Source organism: Brevibacillus borstelensis, assembly GCF_003710865.1.
GTDB classification, from domain to species: domain Bacteria; phylum Bacillota; class Bacilli; order Brevibacillales; family Brevibacillaceae; genus Brevibacillus; species Brevibacillus borstelensis.
The window spans coordinates 14359-34202 of sequence record NZ_RHHO01000048.1 but is presented as its reverse complement, the minus strand read 5'-3'; the positions used below and the strand labels follow the sequence as shown (position 1 = coordinate 34202).

The following is a 19844-nucleotide window of genomic DNA, read 5'->3' as shown; positions in this document are numbered from 1 at the left end:
TTTTGTGGAGAGATGGTTGTGGTATAATGTACGCAGTTTGTGTTTGGAGAGGGGAACGTTCACACACATGGCTCAAGAAAAGGCATCCGTACAATTTGTGAAAGGCGCCGCGATTTTGGGAGCGGCTGGTCTCGTCTCCAAGCTGCTGGGTGCGGTGTACCGGATTCCGTACCAAAACATTGCCGGGGACATCGGCTTGTATGTGTATATGCAGGTGTACCCGTTATATACGACCTTGTTGATTTTAGCTACTGCGGGCTTTCCGATTGCCATTTCCAAAATAGTCTCCGAGCGCATCGCTGTCGGTGATGCGGCGGGAGCGCGCAAGGCGTTTCGCGTAGCCAGTATCACACTGGTGATTCTCGGTCTGTTTTTCTTTGCGTTGCTATACGGGGGAGCGGGTCTGATCGCGCGGTTCATGGGTGATGAGCATTTGACACAACCGCTGCGGGCCGTAGCCTGGTCGCTTCCGCTCGTACCGATGGTAGCTATTTTGCGCGGTTATTTTCAAGGACATCAAAACATGATGCCAACCGGCGTGTCCCAAGTGATGGAGCAGCTGGTCCGGGTCATCTTTATCCTGATCGCGGCATTCTGGGCGATGAATGCATACCAGGACGCGTATCTGGCCGGAACAGGCGCTGTATTTGCGGCGTTTCCCGGAGCGGTTACAGCCGTTCTCGTTCTGCTGTGGTACTGGAAAAAGGACAAGCAGACGGGACCGTTATCCGTGGCCGGTGAGGATCAGGCCAGCCGATCAGGCTGGTCCAACCGTCAGGTGATTCGGAGCTTGCTCTATTACGCTTTGCCGATTTGCCTGGGGGCATTGGTGCTTCCGCTGGTTCCCCTGGTCGATTCGCTGACCGTCGTCAATATGCTGCAGTGGAGCGGCATGCATGAAGATGGGGCCAAGCTTTTAAAAGGGGCATTCGACCGCAGCCAGCCGCTGATTCAATTCGGAACGTTTTTTGCCACCTCGCTGTCGCTCGCGCTTGTCCCGGCGATCAGTGAAGCTGTCGCCCAGCGGCAGCAGCGGGTCATTGCGGGAAGGTCGGAAGTCGCCATCCGCCTGACTTTTTTGCTCGGTCTGCCGGCGTCCTTCGGTCTGGCACTGCTGGCCGAACCGATCAACGTCATGCTGTACGGTGACGATAAAGGCACCCAGGCCCTGGCGATTCAATCCTTTACGATCCTGTTTGCTACCTTGAGCATTGCCAGCGCGGGCATCCTGCAAGGGCTCGGGCGAGTCATGAGACCGGCCCGCAACCTGTTTATCGGCGTGATGGTCAAGCTGGTCCTCAACCTGGCTCTGGTGCCGCTTTGGGGCATCTCCGGAGCCGCTGCCGCGACCGTGCTGGCGTATTTCGTTGCGATGGGACTGAATGTGCTGGCTGTGCGGAAATATACCGGAGCCCGGATCGGACTTAAGCGGATCGCGTGGAGACCGTTTTTATCGGTCTTGGCGATGGCCGTTGTCGTGCTAGTCGTGGAGTGGGGAATGCTGTTCCTGCTGGAGGGCGTTGTCGGATCCAATCGGATACTCCATACAATTGTCGGCCTGGTTGCCGTAGCGGCGGGCGGTGCAGTCTATCTCGTCGCTTTGCTCAAAACAGGCGGTCTGACGCAGGCCGACATCCGCTTCTTGCCAAAGGGTGAGCGCATCGCCTCTTTGCTCGTTCGTCTCAAGCTTTTGCGCAAATAGTTCACTTGAAAGAAGGAGGCTACGCGCCTTGATGAATCCAAAAGGTACGATTACCGTTGTTGGCCTCGGCGCAGGCGATCTCGACCAGCTGCCGTACGGCCTGTATCGCACGCTTAAAGAAGCCGGCCACTTGTATGTACGGACCAGTGAGCACCCTGTTTTAGCGGAGCTGGCGGGAGAGGTTGCGTACACCGCATTTGACGATATATACGAGCGGCACGGCAGCTTTGACCGGGTATATGCAGAGATTGCCGAAACACTGCTGGCCAAAGCGGTCGAGGAAAAAGAGGTCGTGTATGCGGTTCCCGGGCATCCGCTGGTCGCGGAGCGTACGGTTCAACTGCTGCTGCAAGAGGGGCCTGGCCGCGGCGTTCAAATCGAGGTTGGGGGCGGACAGAGCTTTCTGGACCCGCTGTTCGCCCGGCTGCGCATCGATCCGATCGAGGGATTCGCCCTGCTGGATGGTACGGCTCTGCAAGCCGGTCAGGTGCACCCCGGCCTACATACGATCATTGCACAGGTGTACGATAAGCTGGTTGCCTCCGAGGTCAAGCTTACGCTGATGGAGGTGCTGCCGGACGAGTATCCGGTGACGGTAGCGACGGCTGTAGGCGTCAAAGACATGGAGCGGATCGATACGGTGCCGCTGTACGAGCTCGACCGGCTCGATCACTTCGGCAATTTGACGCTGGTCTACGTACCGCAGGCCAAGGATGAAGCCGTATTGTACCGGCAATTCTCTTTCCTCAAGGACATTGTCGCCACGCTGCGCAGTCCAGAGGGCTGCCCCTGGGATCGGGAGCAGACCCACCAAAGTATCCGCAAGAATTTGATCGAGGAGACTTACGAGGTCTTGGAAACGATTGACGATGAAGACCCGGACGCCATGTGCGAGGAGCTGGGCGACCTTTTGATGCAAATCATGCTCCATTCGCAGATGGCTGCCGAAGAGGGGTATTTCACGGTAGATGACGTCGTGGCCGGCCTAAACCAGAAGCTGATTCGCCGCCATCCGCATGTCTTTGGCGACAAGAGCGCCGATGATGCCGGAGAGGCGTTGGCCAACTGGCAGGAAATCAAGGCACAGGAAAAAGCGGCAAAAGGGATCGATCCGGACCGACAGTCCAAGCTGGCCGGCATCCCCCGTGATTTGCCTGCTCTGATGTACGCCTACAAGCTGCAGAAGAAAGCAGCTCAGGTCGGCTTTGATTGGGACGATGTCGCCGATGTGTACAAAAAGATCGAAGAGGAATATCAGGAGCTGCGGACAGCGCCGGAAGAAGAGCGCGCCGGTGAACTGGGCGATCTGTTGTTTGCGGTCGTCAATCTGGCCCGTTTCCTCGGGCTTGATCCGGAAGAAGCGCTGGCCCTGACCAACCGGAAATTTACCAGCCGTTTTGCCTACATCGAGAAAAAGCTGCAAGAAGCGGGACGCAGCTTCGACGACACCAGCCTCGAAGAGATGGATAAGTGGTGGGAGGAAGCAAAACGCATGGGACGAGGGGAGAAATAGAAATGAGACTGGACAAATACCTCAAGGTATCGAGATTGATCAAACGGCGGACACTGGCTAAAGACGTGTGCGACCAGGGGCGTGTGGAGATCAATGACCGCCCGGCCAAGGCATCCAGCTCGGTAAAAATCGGCGACAAGCTGGCTATCCGCTTCGGACAGAAGATCGTGGTGGTAAAGGTGGAAGACATCAAGGAAAATCCGCGGAAGGAAGAGGCGGCTACGCTCTACTCCGTAATCGGCGAAGTACCGGTGCCGCGTGACGAAAAAGAAGAAAACGAATATTTGAAGGGATAGCGGGCCAAAGCCCGGCTCTCTTGAATCGGAAAAGAGGACACCTGGCTGAAGGTCGTCCTCTTTTTTGCCATGATTTGACAACCTATTTGCAAACTTCGTATAGTTTAGTAGATAGAAAGAGTATCTGAGACGCAAAGGAATGAGACCGTGGGAAAAGTGATGCTGTTTTCTTTGCTGTGGTGGATAACGGGAAACCCGTTCGTGGCAATTCTGATCATCCTGATCGTTCTCTATGTACTGGATATGCGCTTTGTCCGGCTTTTTCCGGATGTCACCAAGCCGTTTCGGCGGAATCGGCGCCTGGCAGCTCTCAAGCGGACGCTCCAGCTGAACCCGCATGACTCATCTGCCAAGATGGAGGCAGCTCGCCTTTTGATGGAAAAAGGGGAGTACAAAGAGGCGCTGGACTATCTGGATCAAATATCACAAGTGATGCAGGAGTCGGCGGAGTACATCAGCGAGCGGGGTGCGTGCTTGTTGAAAACAGGACGGATCGCGGAAGGGGAAGAGACTCTGCTGCAAGCTCTAAAGCTGAATCCGCGGGTAAAATACGGCGAGCCGTATTTGCGTTTGGGGGAGGCTTTTGCCAAGGAGAACCGGCCGGAAAAAGCGCTCTCCTATCTGGAAGAGCTGGCTGGCATGCACAAGTCATCGGCTGAGGTGTATTACAAGCTCGGCAAGCTCTACGAAGACCTGAAGCAAAAGGAAAAGGCAAAGCAGGCATACAGGGAAGCCGTAGACGTATACCGGGGGTTGCCCAAGTACAAGAGACGGACAGAAAGGCGCTGGGCATTGCTCTCATGGTTAAAGGGCATGGGCTAGCAGAAACGAGAGCTGATCCCACAAATGCCAGGATCACGAAAAGACTGCGAAAGTGTGCAGTCTTTTTTCTTTACTTTGGTGCTGAGGCCATGTCGCTGCCTGGCAATGGGCATATCGGGCATACTGCTTTTTTACCGAACCATGCCGCACCTTGCGGGAAGCGAACAGGAGACGCCGGTTAACAAATCGTTACCTGTTTGTAACGATTTTTCCCTAGCCTTTTCCTATGATGGAGAGAGTTGCATGGAAAAGGAGGCGTTTGTGATGCACAAAAGCGCAAAAAAAGGTCTGGCTGCGCTGATGGCAGCCACGGTATTGACAGCACCGTTAGCCATGAGCCCGATGGCGGCTTATGCACTGTCCGTGGACGATGTATCCGCCGACAATACAGATACGGATGAAGAAACCGAATATACAATTGAATTTGAAATCGAGAAGGATTTGAAAAGAGGAGACACGATTACCGTTTCATTTCCTTCGGGGTACTCGCTGAAAAAAGTGAGGGAATCCGACGTCACCCTAAAGGATGACGACAAGAGCAAGGTCGACATCGATAAGGTCGACGTAGGTTCCAGAGAAATAAAAATAACGGTCGATGAAAAAATAAAAGCGGACACCGGGCTTATTCTCTACATCGACAGGGTCGTCAACCCGTCGAAAAAAGGCGATTATGCGATCAAGGTCAAAACAAACCGGGAAAGCTACGACGACGAAGACATCACGATCGGCAAAAGCTCTTCCTCCAAGGGCAGCTCCAAGGATTTTGACGTAAGCCAGGGCAACTACGAGGAAGGCGCAACCACTTCGATCACGCTGGGTAAATTCAGCCTGTCCAAGTCGGACAAATTGAAAAAGGGCAAATACATCTACGTCGATTTTCCCGACAAGGACATGCTGCCCAAAAAGATCGACAACTCCGATGTGAAGGTAAACGGATCGAAGGCGGATGACGTACGGATTACTGACAGCGACTCGATCAGAATCGAGATTCCGAAAGGGGCAGACGGTGACGACTATATCAAGCTGGAGTTTTCCTCTTCGGCTGAAATCAGAAACCCGTCCTCCGCAGGCAGCAAGTACACGTACAAGGTTTCTTACAACGACAGGGATTATGAGTCCAAAACCTTTGAAGTAAAGGGCGGCAAGAAGAAAGCGTTTGATGTTAAGCTTTCGGACAAGGGAGTAGGAGCGCGCACCGGCTACAGCTTTGACGTCAGCCTGAACGAAAAGGTGTATGCCAATACGCTCGTTACGGTCGACTTCCCTCGAGCAGAGATGGTCCCGCCGGTCTTGTCCAACCTGAACGTGAAAGTAAACGGCTCAGAGGTCATGTCGCTCGGCGTCAACGGCAGCCGGGTATCGTTCCGTACGCCAAGCGGTTTTGGCAGCAGCAGCAAGCTGAATATCGAGTTTGGCTACGATGCTTTCCTGCGCAACCCGAATACGCCGGGCTCTTATGAGATTGTCGTGACTGTTGACGGAAGAAAATACTACTCGGAAAGCTTTGAAATCTCCGGGGCTCCGATCACCAATCCGACAAATCCTACAAATCCGACGAATCCGGTAACGCCGGTGCCAGTCGACAACAGCACAGCTACGCTGACCTTGAGCAAAACGACTCCGCAAGCGGTCACTGGCATGCAGGTGGCGATCCGATCGCTCGGCGTTCCGCTGGTCAGGAACAGGGATTTTGTCGAGATCGTCTTGCCGGTCGGTTTCCGTGTGCCGGCGTACATCGCTCCACAGACGGTAACGGTTAACGGCGTAGCGGCAGCGTTTGTCGGCGTTCGCGGGCAAAACCTGATCATCGTTCCGTCGCAGGACATCCCTGCGAGATCTGGCGTGAACATCAATCTGCTGGAGACGGCCGGAATAGCCACACCGGCTGCAGGAGGAGTCTACAGCATTGGCGTGTATTCTTCCGAAGAGCCGGGTCTGCTGTTTGCCCGCCCGGTAAATGTCGTACCGCCGAATTCCGTGACCTTCCAGGCGAGCGTCGGTTCATTCATGAAAAACGGCAAGAAAATTGCCCTGCCGGCAGCGCCATTTGCAGTAAATGGCCACACCTTGATGCCGGCGCCGTTCTTCCGTGACGGTCTGGGTGTCTCGACCACGTATACCAATGCCACCGCCAAGATCGTGGGCAATGGCAAAACGATTCAATTCAAGGTAGGCTCCAACGTTGCGACGGTCAATGGAAAAGCCGTTACCTTGCCGGTAGCGGTGCAAGCGAGAAACAACGTGCCAGTCGTTCCGCTCCGTTTTGTGCTGGATCAGTTGCAGTACAAGATTTCCTACAACAACGGCAGCTACGCAGTATTTAAATAAAACCTCCAACATGACAGGGCCGCATCGATGCAACCGGCTCTTCATGCAGCAATACAATCATCTGGAAGGGGAGTATCCTTCGGCAGAGGCCCGGAGGATACCCCTCTTTTTTTCTTGTCCCGGGAAAGAAGCTCGACAATCGTGAAGGCTTGTTGTTCTAAAAGGACATCCCCCTCCATATTTATGGTACAAGAACGAGGTACCGTGAGGAGGGCGAAAACGATGAACGACCACGTGAAGCGGCCACGTCACGAAGTCGTAATGATCAATCGCCGAAGTTTGGCGATTTCCGGTGTGAAGAACGTCGAGAGCTTTGATAGTGAAGAGTTTCTTTTGGAAACGGAAGGCGGCTTTTTAACCATACGTGGACAGAACCTGCATATGAAGAACCTGAGCCTGGAGACCGGTGAAGTGGCGATTGAGGGCTTGGTACACGAAATGGCTTATCTGGAGCAAGGGCAGGCTACAGACCGGTCGAGAGGATTCTTCGGGAAGTTATTCAAGTGAGTATCGCGGTTCAGTTGCAAACGGTTCTGGCCATGTCGGTTTGTGGGGCTTTAATGGGGATGGGGTATGATACGTATCACGTATTCACAGGAAAGGGCAGGCTTCCGGCTTGGGTGACCTTCTTTCTCGACATTTTGTTCTGGGTAGGCAGCATGGGTGTCGTCTTTTGGGTCCTCGTCCGGGTAAATGACGGGATTGTCAGATTGCCCATCTTCATCGGCATGCTTCTCGGAGCATGGGTGTATTTTGTCATAGGCAGTAAGAAGTATGTGCAATTTCTTCACGCCGTGATAAAATTCATACGGTGGTTATATCGAACCATAGTAGCAATAATCAATACGTTAATCGTCCGCCCTGTATTGCTTTTGTATAAATTGGTTTTCATGCTGGTCACTTTTCTGCTGACAATTGTGACGACCATTTTCGGCTATGGATGGAAGATCATTCGCACGCTTACGTCTCCTTTTGCCAGATGGGGTCAGCAATTGGGGAAAAATATATTCGGGAAATGGGCAGGGTTTCGGAGTCATTGGAAGAAATGGTTATTCGGGAAGAAGCAGAAGTAACAGCAATCGAGGTGGCAAACATGCGAACCGTATCCCCCCCTCAAGTGAATAATCGAAAGGGACAAAAGCGGAGAATCCGCCTTGTTCTCTTCTTCGTCCTCTGCCTGTTTGTTTGGGCCGGCTATACGCTTTATGTGCAAAGCGAGGATCTGGCCGGAAAGAAAGCTGAACTCGAAGCTCTCAAGCAGGAAATGAACGCCGTTCAGGCTGAGCAAGCGGAACTGACGTACAAGGCAAGCCGCCTATACGACCAGGACTACATCGCAGAGCTGGCACGAAAGCAATTCTTTTATACAAAGCCGGGCGAAAGTATATACGTGATTCCGGAGTAGACGTTCAGGGATATCTTCACCAAAGGGAGGCCTTTCACGTCCATGGGAGTCGAAGTAGGGAGCAAACTGGAAGGGAAAGTGACAGGCATCACAAAATTCGGTGCTTTCGTAGAATTGCCCGGTGGAGAAACGGGGCTTGTTCACATCAGTGAAATCGCGTCCACTTACGTAAAAGACATTAACGATCATCTCAAGCTTGGAGACAAGGTCACCGTCAAGGTGCTGAATATCCGTGACGGAAAAATCGGTCTTTCGATAAAAAAAGCGCAGGATAAAGAAAGGTCTCCCCGACATATGCGTGATCGGGCAGAAGGATTTGAAGACAAGCTCAACAGGTTTATCAAGGAAAGTGAAGACCGTCAGACAGCTCTCAGGAAGAAAAGGGACAAGAGAGGGCGGGGCCGTTGACCTGCAATAATGTCTGAGTATTGCGAGTTTTCTTATTTACAAAAATGCGCAAAATGACGAGAGAATGAGGAAGGGCATTTCAAAACGATGACGAATCTATAATGACAAGCCCGTTTCGCTAAGCGCGAATCACCTGTCAGCCGACGTAGACCGCCAAAACGTCGGTTCTTTTTTTTTATCCAAAGCAATTCATCCCATGGCTTCGGCAAAAAGCTTGTCGAAGCCAAGTTTAATGGGGCCAATTGCGTCAATGATTTTGTCGCACGATTTTAGGAATACGCCTTGGTTTTTTGACAAATTTTACAGCACTGCCTCCGTATAATGGGAACCATTGAATACGTTAACGGGGTGGTGTAGCAAGATGATGATAAATAAAAACGTAACCAGTACAGGCAACATGTGGTCGAGGCGGGTTTCGGAGCAATGGAATGCCGCAACGGGAACATGGGGAGAACGCATTGCAGAAACAGCCGAGAAATGGAAGCTGCTGCCCTTCCTGATGGGTTTTTTACTGGGACGAGCTTTGATCCTGGAGGAATTGACTCCCTTTATCGTTCCGTATTTTATGGTCATGTACTACCTACGCAAGGATAGCATCCTCGCATGTGGGGTTGCTCTCGTTTTCGGGGCCTTTACCCATACCGTTCCGATGGGCTTGCAGGCCGTCATGAGCGTGGCGCTGGCACTGGCTGTTTGCAAATGGAGCGAGCGGCTGCGGCGCAAAGACTTCTCCAGGACTCCTCTGTTTGTCCTGATCACGGTTTTTGCCAGCCACCTGTTGTTTGACGCCATCACCAACCAGGTAACGACCTACAAGCTGGTTATGGTGGCGGTAGAGTCGGTGCTGAGCTTTGTCCTCACCTTGATTTTTATCCAATCCTTGTCCATCATCCATTTGGCAAAACCGTATGAGCCCCTGAAAAGCGAAGAGGTCGTCTCACTGGTGATCCTGCTCGCCTCATTGATGACGGGCACGGTAAACTGGACAGTTGAAGGCCTCTCCATGGAGCACGTCCTGTCGCGGTATTTGCTTCTCTTGTTTGCTTTTGCCGGGGGAGGAACGATCGGGGCCGCGGTCGGGGTGGTAACAGGCCTGATCCTCAGCCTGGCAAATGTAGGCGCTTTAATGCAAATCAATCTGCTCGCCTTTTCCGGTCTGCTCGCGGGCCTGTTGAAAGAAGGCGGCAAGGTTGGCGTATCTGCGGGATTATTGATCGGTACAGCCATCCTGGCCATTTACGGCGGGGCGGAAGAAACCCTCTATTTGTCACTGGTTGAGACCGGCCTTGCAATCATCTTGTTCTTGCTGACTCCGGCCAGCGTATGGAAAAACGTCTCGCGCTTTATTCCGGGGACAACAGAAAATCTGCAATCCCATCAAGAGTACATGCGGCGTGTCCGCGATGTGACGGCTGGCAAGATCCAGCAGTTCTCCGAGCTGTTTACCCAGTTGTCCCGCAGCTTTGCCCAGACGGCCGCCGATACGGAAGAACGCGATGAAGAAGCCGATGCATTTTTGAGCCGGGTGACCGAGTTTACTTGCCAAAAATGCTGGAAGCGCGAGCAGTGCTGGGAAAAGGATCCGGAGGCGATCTATCAAGGCATGCGCTGGATGATCGACAAGCTGCAGGAGACCGGCTCGCTCGCCCATGTCATCCCTCCGCGCGATTGGGAGAGAAAGTGCGTCAAAACGGAAAAAGTGATGACCGTCATGGAGCAGGAGTACGATCGTCAGCTGGCGTTTGAGCTTTTGAAAAAGCAAGTGAAGGAAAGCCGCAAGCTGGTGGCGGATCAACTGTCCGGAGTATCGCGGGTCATGAGCGATTTTGCCCGTGAGATTCAGCGCGAAGGGATGGAGCTGAGCCTGCAGGAAAAACAGGTGTCCCAGGCGCTGGAGGGATTGGGATTGTCTGTGCGGCGGGTGGAGATCCACAATTTGGAGGAAGGGAAGGTTGACATTGAGATCAGCCAGCCTACCTGCTATGGAAGGGACGAGTGCGCCAAGATCGTCGCGCCGATGCTGACGGAAATTTTAGGCGAGAACATCGTGGTGAAAGAGCGGCACTGTGAGGCGCAGAAGGACGGTAGCTGCACGATGTGCCTCGCTTCGGCAAAAACGTTCGAGGTCGACATCGGCATCGCGGGAGCCGCAAAAGACGGGAAGCTTCTATCCGGAGACAGCTTTCGGACGATGGACTTGGGGAATGGCAAGATGGCGCTTGCGATCAGCGACGGAATGGGCAATGGCGAGCGGGCGTTTCTGGAGAGTCAGTCCGCTCTGGACATGCTGCAACAACTGCTTCGTTCGGGCATCGATGAAAAGCTGTCGATCAAGACTGTCAACTCCGTTTTGGCGCTTCGCTCCACGGATGAAATGTTTGCAACGGTAGACCTGGCTTTGATTGACCTGCAAACGGCTCATACCCGATTCATAAAGATTGGATCGACACCGAGCTTCGTCAAGCGCGGATCAGATGTCATCACGATAACGGCCAACAACCTGCCGGTCGGCATTCTGGAGGATATCGAGGTCGATGTCGTCTCCCGCACCTTGAAGCCGGGCGACCTTTTGATCATGATGTCAGACGGAATCTATGAGGCACCACGGCATATCGAAAATCGCCAGGCCTGGATGAAGCGGATCCTTTCCGAATTTCAGACGAATGATCCCCAGGAAGTAGCCGATCTGCTGCTGGAGCGCGTGATCCGGCAGCACTCCGGCCAGATCGTCGACGATATGACTGTGCTGGTGGCGAGAATTGACAGATTTGTCCCGCAATGGTCGTCGATCCAGGTACACGGGATGCCCAAGCTGGAGCGGCCGAGAATTGTGAGTTAAGGAGTTCTAGGGAATAGATAAGGTAGCTGCTGATTCGAGCAAGCTGCCTTTTTTGTGGTTTGTTTTGAAAGAACATGACAGATTTCGTTGTGTTTTCTGATTGGTAATGATTAATTGTGATTGTTTATGATCGTTTTTTGGATTATAATCGAGATGTAACAGCATCATGCTTTTTCTTTTCTGCTACGGAGGAAAGGAGGTTGTCATGCTAACCCCGGAACGTCATGAAATGATTTTGAAGGCACTCAAGGAAAAGGGTGTTGTCCGCATTCTTGAGCTGGTGGAGATGACCGGCGCATCGGAGTCTACGGTGAGGCGGGATCTCAGCGACCTGGAGGAACAGCGCCTGTTGAAGCGCGTCCATGGAGGCGCGGCTTTGCTGCAAAGCAAGATCGAAGAACCCTCCATTCAAGAAAAAGCGGTAAAGCACGAGAAAGAAAAGGTGGCCATCGCCAAATATGCCGCAAGCCTGATCGAGGAAGGCGATTCTATTTTTATTGATGCGGGAACAACGACTTACCAGATGCTCGCTTTTATTCCTCATGAAAATATTATCGTGGTGACAAACGGAATCGACATCGCGCTGCAACTGAGCCAGCGGAAGATCAAGACCATTTTGCTCGGCGGTGAAATGAAAGCGGCTACATTGTCGCTGGTGGGCCGAGATGCCGTCAATACGATCAGCCAATACCGTTTCGACAAATGCTTTCTAGGCATGAACGGGATCGATAAAAAGCACGGACTGACCACTCCCGACCCGGATGAAGCGTATGTCAAGCAGTTGGCGCTTCACTACGCGGACGAGTGCTTTGTTCTGTGCGATTCAAACAAGTTTTCCCGCGTGACTTTTGCCAAAGTCGGGGACATGGATCGCGTCACCGTCATTACTGATGACGGTTTGCCCGATGAGGAACAGCGGGAATACGCAAAACTGACACAACTAAAAGTGGTGAAAGCATGATTTATACAGTGACCTTGAATCCTTCGATCGACTATCACGTCTGGATTGACTCTTGGGAAGAGGGACAGATTCACAAGGCACAAAAGGACAGGAAGGTTGCGGGAGGCAAGGGCATCAACGTGTCCAAGGTGCTTCGCAATCTGGAAATGGACAGTACGGCCCTGGGGTTTGTAGGAGGCTTCGCAGGAGCGTTTATCGCTGATCAACTGGAGCGGGACGGTATCCGGCACGAGTTGATCAAAATCGAACAGGAATCTCGGCTAAACATCAAAATCAAGGCCCATGTCGAGACCGATATTAGCGGAGTTCCGCCGGAAATTCCTGCAGAAGCGCTGGCCAAGCTGCACGGCCGGCTTGACCAACTGACGGATGAAGACTGCCTGGTTCTGGCCGGCAGCGTGCCACGCGGGGTTCCGAATGACATCTATCAAGCCATCATGAAGCGTCTGGTACCAAAGGGTGTCCGCATTTTTCTGGACGCGAGCGGAAAAGCGCTGGCAGACGGCTTGGCGGAGCGGCCATTTTTGATCAAGCCAAATCATCACGAGCTGGGCGAATTGTTCGGGGTGAACATTTTGTCGCCGGCTGACGCCATTTTTTACGGAAAAAAGGCGCTTGAGGCGGGAGCCCGGAACGTCATCGTCTCGATGGCGGAACAGGGCGCTGTCTTTGTCAACAGCAAGGCGGCTTTTGCGGCCCGTATCCCGAAGCAGGACCCGGTTAATTCCATCGGTGCCGGAGATTCTGTGGTAGCCGGCTTTTTGTACGCATACGAAAAGGGCATGGAGCTGGAAGACGCATTCCGCTTCGCCGTGGCGGCGGGGAGCGCCACAGCCTTGTCGGAAGGATTTTGCACACACGAGAAAATCAAAGCGTTTTCTCCGAAGATAACCATCAGCAGAGTGGAATGATAAGGGGGGTCACATATGTCTGATCAGATTCGCATTGGGGATTTGCTCAAAGAAGATACCATTATCCTATCGCTTGCGGCTTCAACAAAAGAAGAAGTCCTGGACGAGTTGATCGCCAAGCTGGATGAGGCGGGGCGATTGAACAGCAGGGACGGGATGAAAGAAGCTATTCTCGCCCGAGAAGCGCTCAGCTCGACAGGTATCGGCGAAGGCATTGCCATACCGCATGCAAAGACAGCGGCTGTGAAGACGCCCAGCATCGCGTTTGGCTTTTCCAAACAGGGAATCGACTTTCAGTCATTTGATGGAACCAAAGCCCATCTGTTTTTCATGATTGCGGCAACGGAGAATGCCAACCAGGCCCACCTGGAAACGCTGGCTCTGCTCTCCCAGATGCTGATGGATGAAGACCTCCGCAAGCGGCTGATGGCGGCCGGTTCAAAGGAAGAGGTGCTGGAGATCATCGCCGTCAAGGAGCGGGAGATCAACAGCGCGCAGGGGTCAGACGGAACAACAGCGGACGAATCAACGGGCAGCCAGACAACAGGGCAAGCCGGAGCAGAAAACGCTGCGGTGCACAGCGCCGAAGCGGGGGCTTCGCCAGATGCTATCCCCGCTGGCGAAACCGGGGATTCGCTCCCGGCACGGCCAAAGGTGGTCGCAGTGACAGCGTGTCCGACCGGAATCGCGCATACGTATATGGCTGCCGATGCCCTGAAGAAAAAGGCCGGAGAATTGGGGATACCCATCAAAGTCGAGACGAATGGCTCGGGTGGAGTTAAAAACAAGCTCACACCGGAGGATATTCGGGACGCCGCTGCCGTTATCGTCGCGGCCGACAAGCAAGTCGAGATGGAACGGTTCAAAGGCAAAGTGGTGATTGAAGTGCCGGTAGCCGAAGGGATCCGGCAACCGGAAGCCCTGTTGAATCGGGCAGTCAAACAAGAAGGAAGGACCTTCGAGGGCAACAGCGGTCAGAATGGCGAATCCGCCGAATCCACTGAAGAAAAGGGAGCAAAGCAATTCGCATTTTACAAGCACCTGATGAATGGCGTGTCCAACATGCTGCCATTTGTCGTGGGTGGCGGGATCATTATCGCGCTGAGCTTCATGTTTGGAATCAAGGCGTCTGACCCGAACGATCCTACCTTCCATCCATTCGCCAAGGCTTTGATGGACATCGGCAGCGGGACGGCGTTTGCACTGATGATTCCCGTCCTGGCCGGATTTATCGCCAAGAGCATCGCCGACCGTCCGGGCTTTGCGCCGGGTATGGTAGGCGGGATGCTGGCGGCTGCCAGCGGCGCCGGATTTTTGGGCGGACTGATCGCCGGTTTTCTTGCCGGGTATATCGTGCTCGGATTGAAAAAGCTGTTTGCAGGACTTCCTCAGTCCTTGGAAGGGCTAAAGCCGATGCTGATTTATCCGCTGCTCGGGATACTGCTGACGGGTCTGGTCATGGTCTACGTCATCTCCGAGCCTTTGGCGGCAATCAATACGGGTCTTAGCGACTGGCTGAAGAACATGAACCAGGGAAATGCGGTTATCCTCGGGGTTATCCTCGGAGCGATGATGGCCTTCGATATGGGCGGGCCGTTTAACAAAGCGGCGTTTACGTTCGGGATCGCCATGATTGCCGAAGGAAACTTCGGTCCGCATGCGGCGATCATGGCAGCAGGGATGACACCGCCACTTGGATTGGCGTTGGCAACCACGCTGTTTAAGAAGAAATTTACTGCCGAAGAACGACAAGCAGGGAAAACCGCATACGTTTTGGGGGCATCCTTCATTACCGAAGGAGCGATCCCGTTTGCCGCGGCTGATCCGACGCGCGTCATTCCGTCGACGATGGCCGGTTCGGCTGTGGCTGGCGGTCTGTCGATGTTCTTCGGGTGCACGCTGCCGGCACCGCATGGGGGCATATTCGTTCTCCCCGTTATCGGCAATGCCGGAATGTACGTAGTGTCGATTGTGGTCGGTACGATTGTAACGGCACTGATGATCAATCTTTTGAAAAAAGAAGCAGTCAAATAACTGGACAAGGAGTGAATCACGATGTTGACTCAAACTTTTACTATTAAAAATCCGACCGGGCTGCATGCCCGTCCTGCGTCCCTGTTCGTCCAAAAGGCGACAGCCTACGCCTGCGAGATCAATGTGATCAAAGGGACGAAAAAGGTAAACGGAAAAAGCATTATGGGTCTGATGACGCTTGGTGCGGCAAAAGGCGACGAGATTACGCTCGAAATCAATGGCGAAGGGGAGCAGCAAGCCATGGAGGAATTGGGAGGCCTGCTCGAAGCGGTCCATGAATAAGTAAGGGGCGATCACATGGTTATCCAGGGCATTGCGGCAGCTCCGGGAATCGTCATCGGACGTGCGGTGGTCAAAGGCAGCGAAGAAATCCGCTATGAACGCCGGACCATCGGTGAAGAACAGAGAGCTGCAGAAGTGGAACGGTTTCAACGGAGCATACAGGAGGCTCATCAAGAATTAGAGCTGATCAAGGAAAAGACGCGCAAGGACATCGGGGAGAAAGAAGCGGCCATTTTTGAAGCCCACCAGATGTTTTTGCAGGACCCCGACTTCATCAGTGCAATTGAGGCGAAAATTGCGAGCGAGGGGCTGAATGCGGAAGCCGCTGTGGAAGACGTTCGCGACAGCTTTGTCGTGTTATTCGAAAGCATGGATAACGAGTACATGCGGGAGCGGGCAGCCGATCTTCGCGATGTAAGCCAGCGTGTACTGAGAAAGCTGCTAGGCATCTCTGAACAGTTGGATACAAGCCTGGACGGCCCGATCGTTCTCGTCGTGCATGATCTGACCCCATCCGATACGGCACAGCTTGACCGCGACAAGGTGAAAGGCTTTTTGACCAATATCGGAGGCCGTACGTCTCACTCGGCAATTATGGCTCGCACGATGGAAATCCCGGCCGTAGTCGGGCTGTCTGCGATCACGGAGCAGGTTCAGACCGGGGATACGGTGATCGTCGACGGGCTGGAGGGAAAAGTGTTTATCCAGCCGGATGAGACAGTCATCCGTACGTATGAGGAAAAGCAAAAGGCCTACGCTGAGCAAAAAGAGATGTGGGCCCGTCTGGTCAAGGAAGCGACGATAACGAAAGACGGCAAGCGGGTAGAACTGGCTGCCAATATCGGCAATCCGCAGGACGCCGTGCAAGCGCTTCAAAACGGAGCCGAGGCGATCGGGTTGTTCCGCACCGAGTTTTTGTACATGGGAAAAGCACAGTTTCCGACAGAAGAGGAGCAGTTTGAGGCTTACAAAGCTGCTGCGCAGGCGATGGGAGAAAAGCCTGTGGTGATCAGGACGCTGGATATTGGCGGGGACAAGGAGCTTTCCTATTTGGAGATGCCAAAGGAGCTGAATCCGTTTCTCGGCTATCGGGCCATCCGCCTTTGTCTGGATCGTCCCGAGCTGTTCAAGACACAGCTGCGTGCCTTGCTCAGAGCGAGTGCGTACGGGGGCATTAAAATCATGTACCCCATGATCGCGACGCTGCGAGAACTGCGCAGGGCAAACCAGTTGCTGGACGAAGTGAAAACGGATTTGCGCAATAACCACATTCCGTTTAACGAGAATCTCGAAGTGGGAATCATGATTGAGGTTCCGGCGGCTGCCATGATCGCCGACCAGTTGGCCAAGGAGGTCGACTTCTTCAGTATCGGCACGAACGATCTGATCCAGTATACGATGGCCGCCGACCGGATGAACGAGCAGGTCTCCTACTTGTACGATCCTTTTCATCCCGCTGTCCTGAGACTGATCCGCCAGGTGATCAAAGCGGCTCATCAAGAAGGGAAATGGGTAGGCATGTGCGGTGAAATGGCCGGAGAAGAGCTTGCGGTACCGATCCTGCTGGGCCTGGGTCTGGACGAGTTCAGCATGAGCGCGACCTCCATTCTGCGCACCCGCCATCTTCTGAAGCAATTGGACGCATCTGAGATGGTAGCCGTCGCCGAGCAAGCGCTGGCACTGGAGAGCGGAGAGGATATCCGGGCGTATATCCAGGAGCATGTGATCAGCAAGCTGTGACGATGAAGTGAACGATAGATAAAATGATGGATAAAAGAAGGGTTGCAGCGGGCTTCTGACAAGCCTGCGGCAATCCTTCTGGTATGTTTCCCCTTTGCACTGTCGATACTGGTTACCAATACAGGCAAGACAGAATGGGGAGATGACTAGTGAAAGAAGCAACCTTACGACAAATTTTGGTGGTGACGGACGGCTGCTCCAACTCCGGCATTAGTCCGGTTGCGGCTGCGACCCTGGCGAGGGAGCAGGGGATCACGGTAAACGTCATCGGCGTGGTTGAAAAAGGCGATATGGGCGAGCAGGGAGAGAAGGAAATTCGCGAAATAGCAGAAGCGGGCGGCGGTCTGTTTGACATCGTGTACCCCCAGCAGTTGGCCCAAACCGTACAGATGTTGACACGCAAGGCTATGACGCGGACGATCCACCAGGTAGTAAGCAAGGAATTGAAAGAGATTTTGGGCGATTCCGCCATGGAGGGATTGGTTCCCGAGAAAAGAGTCCAGGTCGCCGGGATGGTGGACGAGCTGGGCGAACGCAGTCGTCTCGATGTAGTGATGCTGGTCGATTCCTCCGGAAGCATGAAGCCGAAGCTGGCTGCTGTCCAGCAAGCCATCCACGACTTCAGCATCAGCCTTCGTTCGAGAAGCGGACAAAGCCGGATGGCTGTTTGTTCATTTCCTGGGAAACAAAATCACCTCGATGTCCGCATCCCGTGGACTGAGGAGGTGGATCAGGCTCATCAGTTGACTTCCGGACTGACGATGAGCGGGATTACACCGACTGGACCGGCGATTATCGAAGCGATTGCACTGTTTGAGCATGTCAAGCTCCCAACCGGCTTGCGCGATCGCTACGGGCATAATGAGCTCGAAGACGGTGACCAAGGCAGTTTGAGAGACCATGTCTTTTAATCGCGCCATTCCCAAGCTGCCTCCCCAATTTCGCGGCAAATGGAATCAGAAAACGTACCATGTCCTGCGGGAGCTGGGGCGTGGTGCCAACGGGGCGGTCTATCTGGTGTCCCAGGACGGGGTTCGGCGAGCCGTGAAAATCGGAGCGGAAGGCATGGATATTCTCATGGAAGTTCATGCGCTAAAAAGCGTTCAGCAGGGGCGGGATGCGCGGGTAACCGTCGCTCCGCTCCTCTGCGACGTGGATGACCTCTATATTGACGGGCGGTCATGCACCTTTTACGCGATGGAATACCTCGATGGCGAGCAGCTGGATCAGTTCGTCCAGCGCACGGGAACGGATTGGGTGCCGGTTTTGATCATCCAGCTTTTGGCCAGACTGGTCGTCCTCCATCAAAGAGGATGGGTTTTCGGCGACTTGAAGCCGGAAAACGTGATTGTAACCCGTGCAGACAGTCAAGTGAGGCTGATCGATTTTGGAGGGGTTACGAAACATGGCTGTGCGGTCAGGCAATTTACGGAGGAGTATGACCGGGCTGCCTGGCATGCGGGTGACAGACGCGCAGAGCCGGCCTATGATCTCTTCTCGCTGGCCGTGATGACCGTCCGTCTGGCAAGCAGCCCGGAAGTTTGGAAGAGTTCTCGAACGGAGCCGCGTCAAACCAGTCTGCTCTGTGATATAATACGGAACAACGACAGCCTTTACCCATTTCGGGTTCCGCTCATCAAGGCTTTCCACGGACAGTACGCGGGAGCGGAAGAAATGAAAAGCGATATGCTGGCGATCGTGCAAGGCCGTACGACTGCAGTTCAGCAAAAAAAGGCGTCAGGGTCCGGTTCATCAGGCATCTGGATAGGCGGGTTGTTTGTCGCATCCATGCTGCTATTGGCCGGAACATTGTATTATGCATGGATGATGTAAGGGGTGTGACAATAGGTGTCCCCAGATCTTGTTATGGATACCTGCTTGTTGGCAGGCGAAATTATGTTGAAGAACGGCGGGGAAACGTATCGTACGGAAGAGACGATGTCGTGGATTGCCAAGGCGGCCGGCATGGATTCGGTTAACAGCTCCGCGACCCCGACCAGCATCATCTTGTCATTTCGTGCGAATGGACAAGATCATACACGCATGATCCGCACACCCAGCCGGACGATCAATTTGAGCAAGGTCACCTTGGCCAACGACGTCTCGCGCCGGTTTGTTTCGGGAGATATTACCATCTATGAAGCCTACAACCTGTTTCAGCAAATCGATCAGGGAAAACCGGTTTACCCCAAATGGATGCTGCATACGGCGGCTGGCGTTGCCAGCGGCTCTTTTGCCATGCTTGCGGGCGGTACTTGGTATGATCTGCTGCCCTCCGCATTGGCGGGACTGACGGTCAACCTCAGTCTGCAATTTTTTGAAAAGTTTCTACGGATCAAATTTTTTACTGAATTTGTATCAGCTTTGCTGGGCGGATTGTTTGCGCTCCTGTGCGCTACCTTTTTTACGGAGCTGCACCTCAGCATCCTGATCATCGGTGCCATGCTTCCTCTCTTCCCGGGGATCGCCATCACCAACTCGCTCAGGGATCTGATGGCCGGAGATCTCGTCGCGGGAGTCTCACGCGGGGCAGAAGCGCTTTTGACAGCACTTTCCGTTGCGGTAGCGACGGCTATTACCCTGTGGTTCGTGAGGTGAGAGAC

18 protein-coding genes are annotated in these 19844 nt (G+C 53.7%); all 18 read left to right on the top strand.

The genetic code is table 11. The annotated features are described in order from the left end of the window. The first annotated feature begins 67 nt into the window (after nucleotides 1-67). The 18 genes from EDM54_RS21800 to EDM54_RS21715 all read left to right on the top strand — a co-directional run bounded on the left by EDM54_RS21800 (nucleotide 68) and on the right by EDM54_RS21715 (nucleotide 19839). Nucleotides 68-1702 (top strand): putative polysaccharide biosynthesis protein, encoded by a 1635-nt coding sequence (locus EDM54_RS21800; protein WP_039070466.1) that lies wholly within the window; start codon nucleotides 68-70, stop codon nucleotides 1700-1702. A gap of 31 nt (nucleotides 1703-1733) precedes the next feature. Next, on the top strand, nucleotides 1734-3215 hold the full coding sequence (gene yabN, locus EDM54_RS21795) for a bifunctional methyltransferase/pyrophosphohydrolase YabN (RefSeq protein ID WP_024983372.1): 1482 nt from the start codon (nucleotides 1734-1736) through the stop codon (nucleotides 3213-3215). 2 nt (nucleotides 3216-3217) lie between these two features. Then, nucleotides 3218-3511, top strand: coding sequence for an RNA-binding S4 domain-containing protein (locus EDM54_RS21790; RefSeq protein WP_003390239.1), 294 nt, complete (start codon nucleotides 3218-3220; stop codon nucleotides 3509-3511). 147 nt (nucleotides 3512-3658) lie between these two features. Then, nucleotides 3659-4333 carry a tetratricopeptide repeat protein gene (locus tag EDM54_RS21785; protein WP_003390240.1) on the top strand — a complete coding sequence of 225 codons (675 nt, stop codon included), beginning with the start codon at nucleotides 3659-3661 and terminating at the stop codon, nucleotides 4331-4333. Nucleotides 4334-4597: 264 nt separating this feature from the next. Next, complete coding sequence (locus EDM54_RS21780) at nucleotides 4598-6661, top strand: copper amine oxidase N-terminal domain-containing protein (RefSeq protein WP_024983370.1); 2064 nt, start codon at nucleotides 4598-4600, stop codon at nucleotides 6659-6661. A 222-nt stretch (nucleotides 6662-6883) separates the two neighbouring features. Beyond that, nucleotides 6884-7168: a sporulation protein YabP gene (yabP, locus tag EDM54_RS21775; RefSeq protein ID WP_003390242.1), complete on the top strand. Its 285-nt coding sequence runs from the start codon at nucleotides 6884-6886 to the stop codon at nucleotides 7166-7168. After that, entirely contained in the window at nucleotides 7165-7734 is a 570-nt protein-coding gene (yabQ, locus tag EDM54_RS21770) for a spore cortex biosynthesis protein YabQ (protein ID WP_003390243.1), read from the top strand. The genes yabP and yabQ overlap by 4 nt, the downstream gene beginning before the upstream one ends. Before the next feature lie 20 nt (nucleotides 7735-7754). Further along, entirely contained in the window at nucleotides 7755-8066 is a 312-nt protein-coding gene (locus tag EDM54_RS21765; protein WP_024983369.1) for an FtsB family cell division protein, read from the top strand. Between the two features lie 42 nt (nucleotides 8067-8108). Beyond that, nucleotides 8109-8474, top strand: a complete 366-nt coding sequence (locus EDM54_RS21760) for a S1 RNA-binding domain-containing protein (protein WP_003390245.1) — start codon at nucleotides 8109-8111, stop codon at nucleotides 8472-8474. 361 nt (nucleotides 8475-8835) lie between these two features. After that, nucleotides 8836-11313, top strand: coding sequence for a stage II sporulation protein E (gene spoIIE, locus EDM54_RS21755; protein ID WP_122958776.1), 2478 nt, complete (start codon nucleotides 8836-8838; stop codon nucleotides 11311-11313). Between the two features lie 205 nt (nucleotides 11314-11518). Further along, nucleotides 11519-12274 carry a DeoR/GlpR family DNA-binding transcription regulator gene (locus EDM54_RS21750; protein ID WP_024983368.1) on the top strand — a complete coding sequence of 252 codons (756 nt, stop codon included), beginning with the start codon at nucleotides 11519-11521 and terminating at the stop codon, nucleotides 12272-12274. Next, a complete protein-coding gene (gene pfkB / locus EDM54_RS21745; RefSeq protein WP_003390248.1) occupies nucleotides 12271-13185 on the top strand; it encodes a 1-phosphofructokinase in 915 nt (304 codons plus the stop codon). Before EDM54_RS21750 ends, pfkB begins: the two co-directional genes overlap by 4 nt. Before the next feature lie 15 nt (nucleotides 13186-13200). Next, on the top strand, nucleotides 13201-15219 hold the full coding sequence (locus EDM54_RS21740; RefSeq protein ID WP_024983366.1) for a PTS fructose transporter subunit IIABC: 2019 nt from the start codon (nucleotides 13201-13203) through the stop codon (nucleotides 15217-15219). A 21-nt stretch (nucleotides 15220-15240) separates the two neighbouring features. Beyond that, the gene (locus tag EDM54_RS21735) at nucleotides 15241-15501 is read left to right on the top strand and encodes an HPr family phosphocarrier protein (RefSeq protein ID WP_003390251.1); all 261 of its coding nucleotides are present in this window, start codon (nucleotides 15241-15243) and stop codon (nucleotides 15499-15501) included. A gap of 15 nt (nucleotides 15502-15516) precedes the next feature. Next, nucleotides 15517-17241: a phosphoenolpyruvate--protein phosphotransferase gene (gene ptsP / locus EDM54_RS21730; protein WP_024983365.1), complete on the top strand. Its 1725-nt coding sequence runs from the start codon at nucleotides 15517-15519 to the stop codon at nucleotides 17239-17241. A gap of 149 nt (nucleotides 17242-17390) precedes the next feature. Next, nucleotides 17391-18152, top strand: a complete 762-nt coding sequence (locus tag EDM54_RS21725; protein ID WP_024983364.1) for a VWA domain-containing protein — start codon at nucleotides 17391-17393, stop codon at nucleotides 18150-18152. Next, entirely contained in the window at nucleotides 18142-19074 is a 933-nt protein-coding gene (gene prkT, locus EDM54_RS21720) for a serine/threonine protein kinase PrkT (RefSeq protein WP_122958775.1), read from the top strand. Before EDM54_RS21725 ends, prkT begins: the two co-directional genes overlap by 11 nt. 15 nt (nucleotides 19075-19089) lie before the next feature. Then, the gene (locus EDM54_RS21715) at nucleotides 19090-19839 is read left to right on the top strand and encodes a threonine/serine exporter family protein (protein WP_003390255.1); all 750 of its coding nucleotides are present in this window, start codon (nucleotides 19090-19092) and stop codon (nucleotides 19837-19839) included. Nucleotides 19840-19844: the final 5 nt, after the last annotated feature.

Coding starts and splice junctions, on each gene's coding strand:
- EDM54_RS21800 (WP_039070466.1), top strand. CDS start 68: ATGGCTCAAGAAAAGGCATCCGTACAATTTGTGAAAGGCGCCGCGATT.
- yabN (WP_024983372.1), top strand. CDS start 1,734: ATGAATCCAAAAGGTACGATTACCGTTGTTGGCCTCGGCGCAGGCGAT.
- pfkB (WP_003390248.1), top strand. CDS start 12,271: ATGATTTATACAGTGACCTTGAATCCTTCGATCGACTATCACGTCTGG.
- prkT (WP_122958775.1), top strand. CDS start 18,142: ATGTCTTTTAATCGCGCCATTCCCAAGCTGCCTCCCCAATTTCGCGGC.
- EDM54_RS21735 (WP_003390251.1), top strand. CDS start 15,241: ATGTTGACTCAAACTTTTACTATTAAAAATCCGACCGGGCTGCATGCC.
- EDM54_RS21740 (WP_024983366.1), top strand. CDS start 13,201: ATGTCTGATCAGATTCGCATTGGGGATTTGCTCAAAGAAGATACCATT.
- ptsP (WP_024983365.1), top strand. CDS start 15,517: ATGGTTATCCAGGGCATTGCGGCAGCTCCGGGAATCGTCATCGGACGT.
- spoIIE (WP_122958776.1), top strand. CDS start 8,836: ATGATGATAAATAAAAACGTAACCAGTACAGGCAACATGTGGTCGAGG.
- EDM54_RS21790 (WP_003390239.1), top strand. CDS start 3,218: ATGAGACTGGACAAATACCTCAAGGTATCGAGATTGATCAAACGGCGG.
- EDM54_RS21760 (WP_003390245.1), top strand. CDS start 8,109: ATGGGAGTCGAAGTAGGGAGCAAACTGGAAGGGAAAGTGACAGGCATC.
- EDM54_RS21780 (WP_024983370.1), top strand. CDS start 4,598: ATGCACAAAAGCGCAAAAAAAGGTCTGGCTGCGCTGATGGCAGCCACG.
- yabP (WP_003390242.1), top strand. CDS start 6,884: ATGAACGACCACGTGAAGCGGCCACGTCACGAAGTCGTAATGATCAAT.
- EDM54_RS21765 (WP_024983369.1), top strand. CDS start 7,755: ATGCGAACCGTATCCCCCCCTCAAGTGAATAATCGAAAGGGACAAAAG.
- EDM54_RS21750 (WP_024983368.1), top strand. CDS start 11,519: ATGCTAACCCCGGAACGTCATGAAATGATTTTGAAGGCACTCAAGGAA.